This is a genomic window from Sphingomonas sp. FG14, from assembly GCF_057809675.1.
The window spans coordinates 228,768-244,246 of sequence record NZ_JBMDKK010000001.1 but is presented as its reverse complement, the minus strand read 5'-3'; the positions used below and the strand labels follow the sequence as shown (position 1 = coordinate 244,246).

Sequence of the window (15,479 nt, the reverse complement as noted above, 5' to 3'; positions counted from 1 at the left end):
GGTGGCCGCGAAATAATTTTGCGCGACCCAACATCGAACGAACGCCAAGAGCGCATTGCGAAAGCGCAATCGCAGGCGACCTCTTTACGGCCCCTGCCCGCCATGCTCTTGTCCACGCCATGAAGACACGTCTCGCGCTGGCGCTCAGCCTTTCCACCGCCCTCATCGCCAATCCGGTTCTCGCCAGCCCTGCGGATGAGGCGAAAAAGGAACGGTTCACCGTGATCTTCGGACAGAAGAATGTCGGCCACCTGATCGCCGACACGCGGGGTTCCAGCACGAGCATCGATTTCGACTACAAGAATAACGGCCGTGGTCCGACGATGAAGGAGCGGATCGACGTCGATTCCAGCGGCCTCCCGATCGCCTGGACCATCACCGGCGCCACGACCTTCGGCAGCAAGATCGACGAACGCTTCAAGGCAACTGGCGGCCGATCGAGTTGGACCGATTCAACCGGCAAGGGCAGCGCGGTGACCAAGGAGGCCGCAGCTTACGTGGCGCAGAGCTCCAGCCCCTGGTCGCTCGGCCTCTATGCCCGGGCCCTCTTGAAGGATGCGGACCATAGCCTGCCCGCCCTGCCCGGCGGCACGCTGCGACTTGAACCGGCCGGCAGCATCGCGGTCGACGGCAAGGGCGGCGCGGAGGCGGTTTCCGCCTATGCGCTTGGCGGCATCGACCTCAATCCCAGCTATCTCGCGCTCGACGCGGACGGCGCTCTTTTCGCCTATATGACGCCCGATTTCGTCGTGGTTCGCGAAGGATATGAGCGTGACGAGGCGAAGCTGCGTGCCTTCGCCGAGAAGCTCTCGACCGAACGCTATGTCGCGATCGAAAAGCAGACGGCCCATCGCTACGGCGCGCCTATTCGAATCCGCAATGTCCGCGTCTTCCGTCCCGGCCAAGGCACGCTTTCGGAACCCCTGTCGGTGCTGGTCAACGGCAATATGATCGCCGCTGTCGAGCCGCTCGACAGCCCGGCCACGCCCGGAGAGGTCGCGATCGACGGCGCCGGCGGCACGCTGCTTGCCGGCTTCAACGAAATGCATGGGCATATCAGCCAGGACGACGCCCTGCTCAACCTGGCCGCCGGCATCACCACCGTGCGAGACATGGGGAACGACAACGCCGTGCTCGACACGCTGGTCCAGCGGATCGACAGTGGCGTGATCGGCGGCCCGCGGATCGTGCGCAGCGGCTTCATCGAAGGGAAAAGCCCGTTCAGCGCGAATAACGGCTTCGTGGTCGATAGCGAAGCAGCCGCTCTCGATGCGGTGCGCTGGTATGCCGCGCGAGGCTATTGGCAGGTCAAGCTCTACAACAGCATGAATCCGGCCTGGGCTCCCGCGCTCGTCAAGGAAGCCCATCGCCTTGGGCTCCGCGTTTCCGGCCATGTGCCGGCCTTTTCCAGCGCCGATGCGATGATCGAGGCCGGCTACGACGAGATCACGCATATCAATCAGTTCATGCTCGGTTGGGTGATCCAGCCGAACGAGGATACGCGCACCCTGTTCCGCCTCACCGCGCTCAAGCGGCTGCCCGCGCTCGATCTCGATGGCGAAAAGGTCAGACATACCGTCGGCATGATGGTCGATCGCAAGCTCGTGATCGATCCGACGATCGGCATTCACGAGATGTTGACCCAGAACCGCGATGGACAGGTTCCGCCGGGCGCCGTCGATTATCTCGATCATATGCCCATCGGCTATCAGCGCGGTGCGAAAAAGGCGTTGATCGACGCCTCCGCGCCCGGGGATGACGCGGCCTATCGCGGTGCGTTCGACAAGATCGTCGCGACCGTGAAGCTGCTCAACGATCGCGGTGTCCTGATCGTGCCGGGCACCGATACCGGCGGATCCTTCACCTATCATCGCGAACTCGAGCTGCTCCAGCGCATCGGCATGACGCCTGGCCAGATCCTGACACGCGCCACATATGACATGGCGCGCTACCTCGGCCAGGATCAGCGGCTCGGTTCGATCGAGAAAGGCAAGCTCGCCGATTTCATGCTGATTCCGGGCGATCCGACAAAGGACATCAAGGCCATCAAGCGCATCGCCATGGTGGTGAAGGATGGCACCTTCTACTATCCGAGCGAAATCTATCCCAAATTCGGTATCACGCCCTTCGCGGACGCGCCGAAGGTCACCCTGCCCGCCCGGTAACCGGTGGCGGCATGCGTCAGGACGAGATCGGTTCGCGCATGAAATAGGCCCTTTCGCGCTCCACCCAGTGCGAGAACGACGGACGCGACAGGATGGCCTCAAGATAGGCCGTCGTTCGCGGATGCCTGACAGGATCAGGCCGCACGTCGATATGTCCGAGATTGGCGAAGGGGCTAGCGACCGCCAGATCCGCCAATGTCAACCGGTCTTCCACAAGGAAACCGGAGTCCGGAATGGTGCGCTCGAGATAGTCGAGGATCGGCGGCAGTTCGTCACGCTCGGCCGCGTCGGCCGCCGACAGGTCGCCCGGCCGACCAAGGAAGCGCGGAGACACCACCCGGTTGAAGAACATCTTCACGCCGCACCCCATCACGATGGTGTCGCCGAACTCGTCGTACCAAATCGCGCGCGCCCTCGCCCTGGGTTCGACCGGGATCAGGTTCGGTTCCGGATATTTGGCTTCCAGATAGGTGATGATCGCACTTGAATCGCAAATGGTGAAGTCGCTCCCGCCATCCGAACCCGGATCACGAAGCGCCGGCATCTTGCGGAACGGGCTGGCTTCCTCGAACTCGGCGCCTCCCTGCCCCATGCCCCCGGGCTTCAACTCGAGAGCGATGCCCTTTTCGGCCGCATAAGCCAGGACTTTCCGGACAAAGGGCGACAGGGACGCACCATAGAGAATCATCGAGCCAGCTCCCACTCAGGATCACGCAAGATCATGGTGCCATTGCCCGTTTCGGTCCACAACGCACCGTCCACGCAGAACCCACTCGCAGAATCGGTAAACCGGATCGGGCCGCCTCCGGGATTAGCAACCGCTGCTTTCCGATCCAGGAAGCCATCATGCTCAGTATTTGCATTCTTTCGCCCGAGTCCAGCCATCATCTCTACGCGCCGATGTGGCCCGTTCAGGCGAGAATCCTTGCCGATACCCTGGCTCTGGCGGAAATCACGCCCGAATTCGTGCCCTGGATCGGCGATCCACAGAGCGGAATCGATCTCGCGCGCTACGATCTGGTCATGCCATTGCTCACCTGGGGGTATCACGACGTACAGGAACGCTGGTGCGCGGCGATCGACATGTGGGAAGGCCGCGGCGTCCGCCTGGCGAACCCTGCGGCCGTCCTGCGCTGGAATTATCAGAAATCCTACCTGATCGAACTTGCCGGGCGCGGCGCCCATGTCGTTCCCACGCTGCTGACGGAGGCGATCGTGCCTTCCGATCTGACACTGGCGCGAGCACGCTTCGGCAATGTCGAAATCGCTGCAAAACCCGTCATATCCGCCAGCGCCCGTGGCATTGTCAGGATCGCGCCGGACGCCGGTTTTCCTGAAGCGCTGACCGGAAGAAGAATGCTTCTTCAGCCCATGCAACCCCTGATCATGAGCGAAGGCGAATATTCGCTGTTCTGGTTCGCCGGAAGATACAGCCACGCCTTTATCAAGCACCCTGGAGTGGGCGATTTTCGCGTCCAGCCTCAATATGGCGGCCGCGACATGCCGATAACGCCGCCGGCGTCAGCGATCCGAACCGCGCAGGCGGCGCTCGCGCTGATCGAAAGCCCTCTGCTCTATGCGCGGATCGATCTGGTCGGTGACGGACATGGCGGGCACGCAATGATGGAGATTGAATTGATCGAACCGCAACTGTTCCTCGATCACGCGCCGGATCGCGGCCGTCCATTCGCCGAATCGGTTCGCATGCTTGTCACCTGACACGCCAGCCTTCGCCCCCATCGACTGAAAAACCTTGCGGTCGAAACGATATTATTGGAGAAAAGGAACCTGAACGGTTATCGGGAATCGGCTGATGATCACGGCTATTCGCGAAGTTCGACGCGCGAAGCGGCTCACGTTGGCCGATGTCGCCGCGCGCTGCGATCCACCGACCACGGCGCAGACGATCGGCCGGCTCGAAACGGGAACCCGCACGGTTTCCGTCGCTTGGCTCAACCGTATCGCCGCCGCGCTGGGGGTCACCGCATCGAATCTGGTGCGCACCCCGGAACGCATCGACCTGGCTCTGATCGCGGTGCTTGGGCCGGACGGTGCTCGTGCCCCTCTTCACGAAAGCAGCATCGCGCCGCCAGCAGCATCGCCGGATCACGTCGCGATGCGCGTCGAGGCCGGGATCGGTGATTATCGTGCCGGAGACGAGATCTGGTGCGAACGCCTTGCCCCTGACGCCTTCGGCACCGCGCTCAATCGTGACATATTGGTTCCCCGTCCCGGCGGACGCTTCCTGTTCGGTCGGCTCATCGGCCGCGAAGACGGCCGCCTCCATCTGCTCCCGCTGGGTGCTGGATTGCGCCAGCAGGTAACCGCCGATCCAGCCTGGATCGCCGTGGCCACCCGCCTGATCCGCAAGTTATAGACAGCCCGGCAGCTGCGGATTTTCGCGACTCGGAACTGCTCCGAAAAGCCCCCCGGGGGCGCAGAAGCTGCGCGGCAGCAATGCCGCAGAACAAGGTTCTGCATATATCGATTTTAATAGGACATCATCACCCAAATCCGCCAATTTCGCGGAAAGAAAAGAACCATCTGATTTGGGGATCAGGATATGGTTTGACGATGAAGCCGATCCTTTCGAACCGCGAACGTCAGCCACGGTCGGATCGGCCGCGCCGCGCCGATCGCCTTGGCTTCCGCAACTTCATGTCGGAGATTCGCGGATGACTCTTGATCGCGACAGCGCCCGGGCGCTCGACATGGCGGATCCCCTGCGCACCAAGCGCGAACAGTTCGCGCTGCCGGAGGGTGTCATCTACATGAACGGCAATTCGCTGGGCGCCGCCCCTCGCGCCGCAGCGGAACGCATGGATCGGATGATACGCACTGAATGGGGCCAGGACCTGATCGGAAGCTGGAATGCCCATGGCTGGATCCGTACCCCCCAGCGCGTCGGCGGCGCGATCGCCCGGCTGATCGGCGCGGCGTCCGACGAAGTCGTCGTCGCCGATACGACCTCGGTCAACCTGTTCAAGCTCCTCGTCGCTGCATGTACGCTGCGTTCGGATCGATCGACCATATTGAGCGAACCCGGCAATTTCCCGACTGACCTGTACATCGCGCAGGGCGTCGCCACCACGCTGCCCGGCCGCATCGTGAAGACCGTCGCGGCGGATGCGCTGTACGATGCGATCAACGACGACACCGCCGTCGTGCTGCTGACCCATGTCCATTACCGCAGCGGCGCCATGCACGATATGGCCGCGATCACCGCGGCAGCACATGCGCGCGGCGCATTGGTGCTCTGGGATCTCAGCCACAGCGTCGGCGCGCTGCCGGTGGATTTGAACAGCTGTGACGCCGACCTCGCGGTCGGCTGCGGCTATAAATACCTGAACGGCGGGCCGGGGGCACCGGCTTTCCTCTATGTCGCAAAGCGACTGCAAGATGTGCTGGTTTCGCCACTCACCGGCTGGATGGGCCATGGTGCCCCCTTCGCCTTCGACGATGCCTATATTCCCGCCCCCGGCATATCGCGTTTTCTGTGCGGCACCCCGTCTATCCTCGGGATGGCCGCACTGGAGGAAGGCGTTGCGCTGTTCGACGATGTCGCCCCCGCCGCCCTCCTCGCCAAATCACGGTCGTTGGGGGATCATTTCATCGAGATGGTCGAAACACGCTGTGTCGGTCATGATCTGACATTGATCTCGCCGCGTGACGCCATACGACGCGGTAGTCACGTCTCGTTCGCGCATCCCGAAGCCTATGCCCTGTGCCGGGCGCTGATCGCACACGGCGTGGTTGGCGATTTCCGCGCACCCGACGCGATCCGCTTCGGCTTCACGCCGCTCTATCTGGGGTTCGAGGACATATGGCGCGCCGTCGAGACGCTGGTGACGATTCTGGAAGAGCGCGCCTGGGATCGCGAGAACTACAAGGTTCGCGCCACCGTCACGTGATGAAAGCATCCCGAAGGACACCAAGCCCAATGGAAAATGGAGAGGGAATATTTCATGGTGAAGGCGGGCACGATCGCCGCCAGCGGCGCGCGGCGGTCGCGGCCGGGGCGACCCATGGGAGTGGCATGGACAGGATCGATCGCAACCTGCTCGCTGAACTCGAGCGCGATGCCAGACAGCCCTTCGCCGCGCTCGGCGAGACAGTGGGGTTGTCCAAGACCCCATGCTGGTCGCGCGTCCAGGAACTGGAGCGTAGCGGCGCGATCACCGGCTACCATGCCGCCCTGTCGCCGGCGGCGCTCGGGCTGCTGATGACCGCTTATGTCGAAGTGATCATCGAAGCCCCTCGCCGTGCGGAATTCGAAGCGGCGGTGGTCAAGTCGCCAGTGGTCGTCGAATGCCGAACGATGGCGGGCGCGGCTGATTATCTGATCAAGCTCCATTGCCGCGATGCCGAGCAGCTCGATACCATCTTGCGCCACGACCTGACGGTGCTGCCGGGTGTACAGCACACCAAGACGACGATCTGCCTCAAGGCTGTCAAGACCGACGGTTCGCTGGCCGAAGCTGCGGCAGCACTCGCCACGAGATAACAGCAGGCCGCGGTCGAGGAACAGCGGCGCCGGGCAAACGAAGAACGGGAAAATCCACCGGAACGGCCGCGTTCCGGCAGGGGAAACGCGCGCCCTGGGTGCGCCGAAAAGGATGGCAAGGTGACGGGGATTTCGTCCGAGGCTGTGCAGGCACGCGAACAAGGGCTGAATCGCGGCTTGAGCCAGCGTCTGTTGACCATGATCGGTATCGGCGGCGCGGTCGGCCATTATGTCCGTTTCTGGATACCCAGGCTGCTCGTCCGGTTGCCCATGCTCGCCTCCGGCCTGGCCGGGCCGCTCGCCATCGCCGTCACGATGGTACTGGCCGGCGGAGTCTGGCGACTGTCGGTGTTCATCGGCGCCGCATGACTGGCACTGACCGTGATCGCCTTCGCGTTGCGTCCCCACATCCGGAACGCGTCATGATCCGGCCGCACAGCCCCCGCCCCTGTGCCGCACCGCCTCCATTGCAGGGACAGAAGCGATGAACACCTCCCATATCGACCGTTTCGTGATCGACCGGTTACCACCCATCGAAGCGCAGCCCGAATTCCGCTTCGACCTGCCGGCGCTTCGCTATCCCGAACGCCTCAATGTGGGGACGGCACTGATCGACGCGGGTGCTCCCGATCGGCTTGCCGTCGTCAACGCCGCAGGACGCTGGACCTATGGGGAGATGCACGCATTGTCGGATCGGATCGCGCGCCTGCTGGTCGAACAGGAAGGCCTGATACCGGGCAACCGCGTGCTGTTGCGTGGCCCCAATACAGCGACCATGATCGCTGCCTGGCTCGGCATCCTGAAAGCGGGTGGGGTGGCGGTGGCCACCATGCCCATTCTGCGCGCGGGCGAAATCGCCAAGATCATCGATAAGGGCGCAATATCGCATGCGATCGTCGACGGCCGGACGATCGAGGACTTTACGGCGGGGGCGACGATGGCGCCGACCATGCGATCGGTGCTGGACTATAATGGAGACGCCGGTGACGGCGCGCTGGAACAGCGACTCCGCCATGTCGCGCCGGGCTTCACGCCGATCGACACGCATCGCGATGATCCCGCGCTGATCGCCTTCACCTCGGGCACCACCGGTGTGCCAAAAGGATGCATCCAGTTCCACCGCGACATATTGGCCTGCGCAGACAGCTTCGCCGCCAATCTGCTCGATCCCCGCCCCGACGATATCTGGATCTGCTCCGCGCCATTGGCCTTCACCTTTGGGCTGGGCATGCAACTCGTCTTTCCCTGGCGTTCCGGCGGGGTCGCCGCCACGGTCGAGACGCCCGGCCCCAAGGCGCTGCTAGATGCGGCAACCGAACTCGGCGCCACGGTGATGGCGACCGCGCCGACCGGCTATCGCGCGATGTTGGGCATGCTGGCGGACAGCTTTCCCTCCCGGCTGCGCTGTTGCGTGTCAGCCGGTGAAGACCTGCCGGAGACGATCTGGCACGACTGGCATCGCGCGACTGGCATGAAGCTGGTGAACGGCATCGGCGCGACCGAAATGATGCATATCTTCATCAGTGCCTCGGATGACGATATCCGGCCGGGCACCACCGGCCGCGCGGTGCCGGGCTATCAGGTGACAATCCTCGACGATGCAGACCAGCCGATCGTCGAGGGGATGGGTCGTCTGGCGGTGAAAGGACCCACTGGCTGCCGCTATCTCGATGATCCTCGCCAGGCGGATTATGTGCGCGACGGATGGAATGTCACCGGCGACATCTACCGCCGCGATGCCGACGGCTACTTCGCCTATGTCGGCCGCGCCGACGATATGATCGTCTCCAGCGGCTACAATATCGCGGCGTCCGAGGTGGAGGTAGCGCTGACGTCGCACGCCGCGGTCGCCGAATGCGCGGTGACCGGGGTGCCCTGCCCTGAACGCGGCATGCAGGTGGCGGCGCTGATCATCGCGGCGCCCGGCGCCATGATCGGCGAAGCGCTGGCCGAACAGCTGCGACACCATGTGAAGGCTTCGATCGCGCCCTATAAATATCCGCGCTTGATCCGCTTCGTCGACGACCTGCCACGCACGCCCAATGGGAAGATCCGCCGGGCTGCGTTGCAAGCGCTGTTCGGCGAGTAAACGCGCCGTCGCCGCTCAGCGGCTCAATGCAAAGGGGATCGCGCGACCGATCTGCGGGGGCAGGACCGAGAAATGATTCTCCTAGGGGAACTGGTCGTATCGCGCCTTCAGTTCCTTGTCCGCTAGGATCCAGGCCATGTCGCGGGCATTGTCGACCATGTGGTTTTCGCGATTATGGGCGATGGCCATGAAGGCTTCGACGCTTTCACCGCCCAACGCCTTGAAAGGGTGTGCTTGCCCCTCAGAGCCCAAGGACCAACGCGAGCCACTTCGAATGCGGCCGACCATTTCGGCAGAGTCACAGCGACAAACGCCTTCCTCGCAGCGTGTTCGGTACGAACATGGCGTCTGGCCATGTCCGGTCACGCAATGGTAACCATCGGATATGGAACGCGCCTTTGACAAACTGACCGAGCCGCAGCGCGTCTGCCTGCGCAAGGTTTGGGCGCGTCGGAACTCCAAGGAAATAGCGCTCGAACTCGGCATATCGCACCACACAGTGGACAAGCGGCTGGAGCGCGCGATCCGCACTTTGGGCGCCACCACCCGTTTCGAAGCCGCGCGACTGCTCGCCGAACATGAGGGCGTGACATACGAACGGCTCGTATCCGAACCAATCGACATTGATCGCGCCGTCACAATCGACACTCTTGCCCCATCGATCAATGAGCGGATCGGCGAAGGACAGCCGGAGCGCAACATGGTGCGGGAAGAACGCCAGCCATATCAGGCCGCGTTCGAGCAACCAGGTGCCTCCTTCCGTCTGCCGATCCGCGGGGGGCGGAGGACGATCAATGACCTGACGGTAAGACAGCGGCTGGGATGGATGCTGATGCTTCCCCTGGCATTTGCCGTGGCGTTCGGAATGCTCGCCATCGGCCTTAGGACCCTGCTCGATCTGGTAGAGGCCGTCGAGCGCGCCATTTTCTAAGATCCCCAGACAATCCAGTGCCGCGCAATGCGTTTGCGCGCAGGAGATGAATCATGACTCAAGCACCCAGCAAACAGCTCTCCGCCGCGATGAAGGTTGCGGAAGGCCTGATCCGTTTCGAACGGCTGATCGATCAGGTCGTCTCCGCCGGCGCGGACCTGACCGCAGCACTTCCCCGTGCCCGCGCCGATGCGAATTTCCCCGCCGTGGTCGGCCAGCATGCGCTCGATTCCATGGGCGAGGCGATGAGCGCGGCGATCGCTGCGCGTCGCCACGCGGTGGCGGCCCATCGCCATCTGGAAAAGGTTCAGGAAACCACGGGTCTTCCCATCATCTCGTGGCGAGACGAAACCCCAAAGCCGCCGAGGCCCTGAGCGTACGGCCATGATTTCCTTGACCCGATCGGCCGAAGCTGATCGGGTCGGGACATGGCGCATATCATCCTGTTCAACAGCCTCCTGATCCTGTGCTGCAGCTATGCCCTGTGGCGTGGCGGTACGCCCGAACGGATCGTCGCCGTGATCTTTCTCTGTGCCGGCCCGGCCACTTATCTCGTGATGCGGGCGAAATGGGACACCGCCTTTCTCGATGTCGAGATGAGGATGCTCCTGATCGATACGGTGATGCTGATCGGGCTCGTCTGGCTGGCAAGCACGGCAAACAGATATTGGCCGATATGGGTAGCGAGCCTTCAGTTGATCCTCGTCGCGGTCCATGGCGTGAAAGCGTTCGATCCGACATTGGTGGCATGGACCTATGCAGTGGCGACGGGCAAGCTTGCCTATCCGCAGCTTGCGCTGCTTGCGCTGGGGACGTGGCGGCATCGCAGGCGGCGGATCGAGACCGGGGCAGACAGATCCTGGGCGACATCCTTGCCCCCATCGCCGGTGCCCGCGCCCCAGGCGCGGCCGAACGCCTGATCAGCCGGTTCGGATCACTCTCAGGGGTATTGGCCGCCGACAGAATGGCGCTTGCGAGAACAACCGGCGACGCGGCAATCGCCGAACATGTCTCCCTGATGCGCGAAGCCATGCTCCATACGCTCCGGGTGGACGCCTTCACCCAGCCCGTGCTGTCCGGTTCGGCCGCTGTCATCGACTATCTGTCCGCCTTACTTGTGCACGAACCGGTGGAGCAGATCAGGATCCTGTTCCTCAACAGCGGAAACCGCCTGATCAGCGACGAGACGATGTGGCGCGGCTGCGTCGACACTGCGCCGGTTTATCCCCGCGAAGTGATGCGCCGCGCACTTGAGCTCGGTGCGGTATCGCTGATCCTGGTCCATAATCATCCGTCCGGCGATCCGAAACCCAGCCTGACCGACATCCGCATAACGGAGGACTTGCGCCAGGCGGGAACGGCGATCGGCGTGGCCTTGCTCGATCATCTGGTGATCGCCCGCACCGGTCATGTCAGCTTCCGTGCGCAGGGGCTGCTTGCTTGACGGTCATCACCGGACCTCGGCCAAAAGCCTCTCCAAAATGGACCAAATCGAACATGGCGAAACCTTGCCCCGGCCCGGTATTTCGCACATGTTGTCGCTCAAGCGCTGCCCGGGGGCTCCTGTGGCGGCGCTCAAAAGGGGGAGAAACTGAAGTCTACCCACCTACGGCGCTGCTCTGCGGCGCCGTGTTTCTATGGGTATCTCCGTGCGGCAACGAAGGTCCCGACAAGGAGCGGCCGACATACCGTCGGGCGCATTTTTTCTGTTGCAATGCACAAAAAACTTGAATCGTCTTTCAGGCTTGTACATGCTGATCGGTATGCCGAGCAAAATACTGCTGGAAGCGATCGCGCTGCAAAAGAGCATCACGGCCCGATATAACCGGGGCGGCGTCAGGCTTGCGCCGCACATCCTCTACACCCGCCATGGCGAATTGCACATCGATGCTGTGACGCTGGAACGCGACGGCAACCCGCCGCGCGAAATCAAGCTGGGGACCTTCAAGCTCGCCGGATTGACCGAGATCGCTTTGGATGGCGGATCGTTCGAACCCTTTGCGGAGTTCGATGCCACCGCGCCACGCTATGAAGGCGCGACACTATTTGCGATCGAGCTGCCCGCCGCAGCTTGAGCTTTCAGCGAAGCCCGTAGCGGTCTTTCGCCCTCATTGCCCGCGTGCATCCGCCGCCTTTGGTGCGGTCTTTTTCGTCTCCAGCGGCGGAATCGTGCGGATCGTCGCGGCATATTCAGCGATCAGCACGAATACCCAGAATTCAGCGCCGAGCCATTCGCCCGTCGTCGCTCCGGCGAACACGTCGATGAGCAGGAACGCCAGTGCGATCATCCGAAAAACCATCGAGCTCGATGTCGGCATATCCGCGCGTAATGACGCGGTGAGCATCATGAAGATGCTGAGCGCCCCAAACACGACCGAACCGAACATGGTTTCCGCCCTGTAGAAACCGTCGAGCGCGGCGATGAACCAGAACAGGCGCGAAACCGCGAACTGGCTCTGACGCGTGAGCTGGCACAATTTGACGATCGGCGGAACGAAGAGCGTCTTGCCGATCCAGAGATCGATCCGGGTGAGCATAACCGCGCGAATAGCGCGCGACCGCGTGACATGCCAGCGTCCAAACGGTGGCTGATCGTGATGATTTCGGTGCCGAAACCCCTATCCTCGCAGAAACTGCATCCGAAACGGATATTTATGACTTCGTTAACGACCGATCTATGACGTTCGGCATATGGGAAAGGTCCAGGAAAACGCCAAAGACTATCATCTCCGCCGAGAGACCGACGAGCGCATGCTTGCCGGCGCGGCCAAGGATCCCCGCGTCGTCCGTTCCCATCTCGTGATGGCGGAACGTCACCGCCTGTTCGCGATCGAGCATCTGACGGACGAGATGGCGCCCCGCGCCTGAACGCCTAAGCGCTCGCCAGATTCCCCCGTCCATTCTCGGTCGATCGCCCAAGCGCAACGATTGCCAGGCCGATTGCCGTACCGACAACCGCGCCGATGCCAGCCGTAGCGACAGGATGATTTTTCGCGGCTCGACCGATCCCGCCGATCAATTCACCAGCATCCTGCTCGCCCGCGCGCCGGGCAAGGCTCCTGAGACCATCCGACGCGGATACGGCATAACCGCCGAACGGCTCGGCGAGCGGCGGATCAGCGCGACGCACGATATCGTCGAATGAATCAGCCAACCCGACCAGACCGCTCGCGACGCGGCCAATCCTGCGATCAACCGTCGCGATCGCGAATTGAGCGAATGTCGAAGGTTCCAGGCGGGCCGGCTCACGAGCATCACCGAAATCCGGCATGACTGGCTGAATCGGGGTGGAAGCCTGAAATGCATTGTCCATGGTCCCTGCTCCTGACGATTGGCTGAAGACCATGGTTCAACCACGCGGCCCGGCACGTGTTCCATCACCAGACCGACAAACACCCCGGGGTCGCGCCGATATGACTGGCTGGCCCGATCAGTCGCGGCAGAAGCCTTCGCTCTGTTTGATCATCAGGCAGTTCTGCTTGCCGGCAAGCCATTTCAGCCCGGTCTGATCGCCTGTCGCCTTCCGGATCACCTCCTGCGTGCCACCGCGTGTGAAGCGGATCACGTCACCATCGGCCGTTCCCGTATAGCTGCCCGACCCATCGAGCAGCGTCACCTTCACATCGTAGCGCCCGGCCTGGGCGGTCTTGGCGATATCGAGCACCAGGCCTTCCGGCCCCGTCCACTTGCCGACCCAGGCATCGGTTGCGGCGCCATCCTCAATCGCAAGATCGGTCGATCCGGTACTTGGCCCTTCGTTCGCCGGTACTTCCTCGATATCCATCGCCATGCCATTTTCCGGGCTCGCGGCGGCGTTCTCCTCGGCGGGTTGCTTGCCGCAGCCCGACAGAAGCAGCGCGGTGACGAGGAGAAGCGGGGCGAGGCGCATCGGCATGTCCTTTCGAAAACGATGTCGGGCGGATATTGACCGTAACAGAGTTGCAATGTCCACCCAATCGCCGGTGGCGTTCGGCGGCCGCCTCCACTAGAGAGCGCGCCATCGACTCATTTAGTTCCGTAGGAGCGCCGCCATGCGCCTTGCCTTCGCATCCGATCATGCCGCAATCGACCTGAAATCCGCGCTCGCCGACTGGGCGCGCGAACAGGGCCATGAGGTGGCCGATCTCGGCCCCAATGACGGCGCCAGTGTCGATTATCCCGATTATGGCTACAAGCTGGCGGATGCGATCGCGCATGGTGCGGCTGATTTCGGCGTCGCGCTGTGCGGATCGGGCATCGGCATCTCGATCGCGGTCAACCGCAATCCGGCCTGCCGCTGTGCGCGCGTTTCGGATAGCCTATCCGCCCGCCTCGCCCGCCAGCACAATGACGCGAACGTCATCGCGATGGGCGCGCGGCTGACCGGCATCGACATGGCGAAGGATTGCCTCGCCGAATTCCTCTCCACCGGTTTCGAGGGCGGCCGTCACCAGCGCCGCGTCGAGAAGCTGACCAACCCCGCAAAGGAGCCCGTATGAGCACCAATCCCGCTTCGCTGAACAACGTCCAGCCCGACGGCTTCTTCACCCGCGGCCTTGAGCAGGCTGATCCCGCGATCTTCGCCGGCGTCCGCCACGAACTGACGCGCGAGCAGACCCAGATCGAACTGATCGCCTCGGAAAACATCGTCTCCAAGGCTGTGCTCGAAGCGCAGGGCTCGGTGTTCACCAACAAATATGCCGAAGGCTATCCCGGCAAGCGCTATTATCAGGGCTGCGCCCCCTCCGACGAGGTCGAGCAGATCGCGATCGATCGCGCCAAGCAGATCTTCGGTTGCGGCTTCGCCAACGTGCAGCCGCATTCGGGCGCGCAGGCCAATGGCGCCGTCATGCTGGCGCTCGCCAAGCCCGGCGACACCATCCTGGGCCTCAGCCTGGATGCCGGCGGCCACCTGACGCACGGCGCGCGCGCCGCGATGTCGGGCAAATGGTTCAATGCCGTGCAATATGGCGTGCGCCCCGACGACCACCTGATCGATTTCGACCAGGTCGAGGCGCTGGCCAAGGAGCATCGCCCGAAGATCATCATCACCGGCGGCTCGGCCTATCCGCGCCACATCGATTTCGCGCGTTTCCGCGCGATCGCCGATGAAGTCGGCGCGATCTTCATGGTTGATATGGCGCATTTCGCGGGTCTGGTCGCCGGCGGCGTCCACCCCACCCCGTTCGGCCACGCCCATGTCATCACCACGACGACGCACAAGACGCTGCGTGGCCCGCGCGGCGGCATGGTGATGACCGATGACGAGGCGATCGCGAAGAAGATCAACTCCGCGGTCTTCCCCGGCCTCCAGGGCGGCCCGCTGATGCACGTCATCGCCGCCAAGGCGGTCGCTTTCGGCGAAGCGCTGCAGCCCGAGTTCAAGAGCTATGCCGCAGCCGTCGTCGAGAATGCCAAGGTGCTGGCCGCCACGCTCAAGGAGCGCGGCGCGAACCTGGTTTCGGGCGGTACCGACACGCATCTGGCGCTGGTCGACCTCACCCCACTGGGCGTGACCGGCCGCGACGCCGACGAGGCGCTGGAGCGTTCGGCGATCACCTGCAACAAGAACGGCATCCCCAACGATCCCCTGCCCCCCGTCAAGACCAGCGGCATCCGCGTCGGCAGCCCGGCCGGCACGACGCGCGGCTTCGGCCCCGCCGAGTTCCGCGAGATCGGCAACATGGTTGCCGACGTGCTCGACGGACTGGCCAAGAATGGTGAAGCCGGCGACGGCCAGATCGAGGCCAATGTGCGTGAGCGCGTGCGTGCGCTTTGCGAACGCTTCCCGATCTATCCGGAGGCGTGATC

At 63.2% G+C, this 15,479-nt stretch carries 19 protein-coding genes; 15 read left to right on the top strand and 4 right to left on the bottom strand.

The window, feature by feature from the left end; translation table 11 throughout:
* Positions 1–119: 119 nt before the first annotated feature.
* Positions 120–2,165 (top strand): amidohydrolase family protein, encoded by a 2,046-nt coding sequence (locus ACODTA_RS01140; RefSeq protein ID WP_489063934.1) that lies wholly within the window; start codon positions 120–122, stop codon positions 2,163–2,165.
* A gap of 16 nt (positions 2,166–2,181) precedes the next feature.
* Here ACODTA_RS01140 and ACODTA_RS01135 read toward each other — a convergent pair whose 3' ends face one another.
* A complete protein-coding gene (locus ACODTA_RS01135; protein WP_489063932.1) occupies positions 2,182–2,853 on the bottom strand; it encodes a glutathione S-transferase family protein in 672 nt (223 codons plus the stop codon).
* A gap of 158 nt (positions 2,854–3,011) precedes the next feature.
* Between ACODTA_RS01135 and ACODTA_RS01130 the strand changes: the two genes are divergently transcribed.
* The 11 genes from ACODTA_RS01130 to ACODTA_RS01080 all read left to right on the top strand — a co-directional run bounded on the left by ACODTA_RS01130 (position 3,012) and on the right by ACODTA_RS01080 (position 11,764).
* A complete protein-coding gene (locus ACODTA_RS01130) occupies positions 3,012–3,884 on the top strand; it encodes an ATP-grasp domain-containing protein (protein WP_489063930.1) in 873 nt (290 codons plus the stop codon).
* A 94-nt stretch (positions 3,885–3,978) separates the two neighbouring features.
* Positions 3,979–4,542, top strand: a complete 564-nt coding sequence (locus ACODTA_RS01125; protein WP_489063929.1) for a helix-turn-helix domain-containing protein — start codon at positions 3,979–3,981, stop codon at positions 4,540–4,542.
* 298 nt (positions 4,543–4,840) lie between these two features.
* Positions 4,841–6,076, top strand: coding sequence for a kynureninase (kynU, locus tag ACODTA_RS01120; RefSeq protein WP_489063927.1), 1,236 nt, complete (start codon positions 4,841–4,843; stop codon positions 6,074–6,076).
* Positions 6,077–6,201: 125 nt separating this feature from the next.
* Complete coding sequence (locus ACODTA_RS01115; protein WP_489063925.1) at positions 6,202–6,669, top strand: Lrp/AsnC family transcriptional regulator; 468 nt, start codon at positions 6,202–6,204, stop codon at positions 6,667–6,669.
* 120 nt (positions 6,670–6,789) lie between these two features.
* A complete protein-coding gene (locus ACODTA_RS01110; protein ID WP_489063923.1) occupies positions 6,790–7,038 on the top strand; it encodes a hypothetical protein in 249 nt (82 codons plus the stop codon).
* A gap of 115 nt (positions 7,039–7,153) precedes the next feature.
* The gene (locus ACODTA_RS01105; RefSeq protein ID WP_489063921.1) at positions 7,154–8,758 is read left to right on the top strand and encodes an AMP-binding protein; all 1,605 of its coding nucleotides are present in this window, start codon (positions 7,154–7,156) and stop codon (positions 8,756–8,758) included.
* Positions 8,759–9,143: 385 nt separating this feature from the next.
* Entirely contained in the window at positions 9,144–9,689 is a 546-nt protein-coding gene (locus ACODTA_RS01100; RefSeq protein ID WP_489063919.1) for a sigma factor-like helix-turn-helix DNA-binding protein, read from the top strand.
* Between the two features lie 53 nt (positions 9,690–9,742).
* Complete coding sequence (locus tag ACODTA_RS01095) at positions 9,743–10,063, top strand: hypothetical protein (protein WP_489063917.1); 321 nt, start codon at positions 9,743–9,745, stop codon at positions 10,061–10,063.
* Between the two features lie 54 nt (positions 10,064–10,117).
* Entirely contained in the window at positions 10,118–10,609 is a 492-nt protein-coding gene (locus ACODTA_RS01090; protein WP_489063916.1) for a hypothetical protein, read from the top strand.
* A 44-nt stretch (positions 10,610–10,653) separates the two neighbouring features.
* Positions 10,654–11,133 (top strand): JAB domain-containing protein, encoded by a 480-nt coding sequence (locus ACODTA_RS01085; RefSeq protein WP_489063914.1) that lies wholly within the window; start codon positions 10,654–10,656, stop codon positions 11,131–11,133.
* 307 nt (positions 11,134–11,440) lie between these two features.
* On the top strand, positions 11,441–11,764 hold the full coding sequence (locus ACODTA_RS01080; RefSeq protein WP_489063912.1) for a hypothetical protein: 324 nt from the start codon (positions 11,441–11,443) through the stop codon (positions 11,762–11,764).
* 33 nt (positions 11,765–11,797) lie between these two features.
* Here the strand turns inward: ACODTA_RS01080 and ACODTA_RS01075 are convergent, their stop codons facing one another.
* Positions 11,798–12,226 (bottom strand): hypothetical protein, encoded by a 429-nt coding sequence (locus ACODTA_RS01075; protein ID WP_489063910.1) that lies wholly within the window; start codon positions 12,224–12,226, stop codon positions 11,798–11,800.
* 154 nt (positions 12,227–12,380) lie between these two features.
* Here ACODTA_RS01075 and ACODTA_RS01070 point away from each other — a divergent pair, with 154 nt between their 5' ends.
* Complete coding sequence (locus ACODTA_RS01070; protein ID WP_489063909.1) at positions 12,381–12,557, top strand: hypothetical protein; 177 nt, start codon at positions 12,381–12,383, stop codon at positions 12,555–12,557.
* 4 nt (positions 12,558–12,561) lie between these two features.
* On the opposite strand, the gene ACODTA_RS01065 is transcribed toward ACODTA_RS01070, so the two are convergent.
* A complete protein-coding gene (locus ACODTA_RS01065) occupies positions 12,562–13,002 on the bottom strand; it encodes a hypothetical protein (protein ID WP_489063907.1) in 441 nt (146 codons plus the stop codon).
* 117 nt (positions 13,003–13,119) lie between these two features.
* Entirely contained in the window at positions 13,120–13,578 is a 459-nt protein-coding gene (locus tag ACODTA_RS01060; RefSeq protein WP_489063905.1) for a hypothetical protein, read from the bottom strand.
* Positions 13,579–13,720: 142 nt separating this feature from the next.
* On the opposite strand from ACODTA_RS01060, the gene rpiB reads away from it, so the two are divergent.
* On the top strand, positions 13,721–14,167 hold the full coding sequence (rpiB, locus tag ACODTA_RS01055; RefSeq protein WP_489063904.1) for a ribose 5-phosphate isomerase B: 447 nt from the start codon (positions 13,721–13,723) through the stop codon (positions 14,165–14,167).
* Entirely contained in the window at positions 14,164–15,477 is a 1,314-nt protein-coding gene (gene glyA, locus ACODTA_RS01050; RefSeq protein ID WP_489063902.1) for a serine hydroxymethyltransferase, read from the top strand. The genes rpiB and glyA overlap by 4 nt, the downstream gene beginning before the upstream one ends.
* Positions 15,478–15,479: the final 2 nt, after the last annotated feature.